This window comes from Paenibacillus sp. Pae15 (assembly GCF_024519685.1).
GTDB classification, from domain to species: Bacteria; Bacillota; Bacilli; order Paenibacillales; family NBRC-103111; genus Paenibacillus_G; species Paenibacillus_G naphthalenovorans.
On sequence record NZ_JALJRM010000078.1, the window covers coordinates 1 to 916 of the forward strand.

Consider the following 916-nt stretch of genomic DNA (forward strand, 5'->3'; position numbering starts at 1 on the left):
GGGGAGATTGGCCCCTTACGGCAAGTGCTGCCCGATTCGATCCGGAAAGAAAACGGATAGCTGCAGCAGCATCTGTCCCCAATGTTGGACACGCCCCGTCCATTTACGGGTGACATCCATGGTTACAAGATAAAGCATCTTCAGAAGAGCCTCGTCGCTGGGGAAAATGCTCTTTCCCTTCGTTACCTTGCGAAGCTGACGATGATAGCTCTCAATCATATTGGTGGTGTAGATGAGCTTGCGCAGTTCGGGAGGGTACTTGAAGAAGGTAGCCAGCTCGTCCCAATTGCTGCGCCACGAACGGATGATGAGCGGATATTTAGCGCCCCATGTTTCCTCGAAACGATCCAGCTCCACAAGCGCCATCTCCTCCGTCGCCGCTTTGTAGATCGGCTTCAGATCAGCTGTTACCTTCTTCAGATCCTTATAGGACACGTAGCGAGTCGAGTTGCGGATTTGGTGAATGATACACTTTTGAATCTCCGTCTTCGGATAGCAGGCGGCAATGGCCTGAGAGAAACCGGTAAGATTATCGACACAGGTGATGAGAATATCCTGTACGCCGCGATTCTTTAGGTCGTTTAGGACGCTGAGCCAGAACTTGGCCGATTCGTTCTCGCCGATCCACATGCCCAGCACATCCTTGTTACCATCCAGATCGATGCCGATGACCATGTAGGCGGCCTTGTTCACAATAGCGCCGTCTTGCTTGACCTTAAAGTGAATGGCGTCAAGGAAGACGACGGCATACACGCTTTGCAGCGGACGGTTCTGCCACTCCTTGATGAGCGGAACGATTTTGTTCGTGACGTTCGAGATCATCGTCGGCGAAACGTCGATACCGTACAGATTCTGCAGGTGATCTTGGATTTCCCGCGTGCTCACGCCTTTGGCGTATAAGGCGATAATCTGATCT

General features: G+C 52.1%; 1 protein-coding gene. It reads right to left on the bottom strand.

Annotation, left to right across the window (positions count from 1 at the left end; all coding sequences use genetic code 11):
- Positions 1-15: 15 nt before the first annotated feature.
- On the bottom strand, positions 16-916 hold a 901-nt coding region (locus NR121_RS24935; RefSeq protein WP_256832142.1), incomplete at its 5' end, for an IS256 family transposase.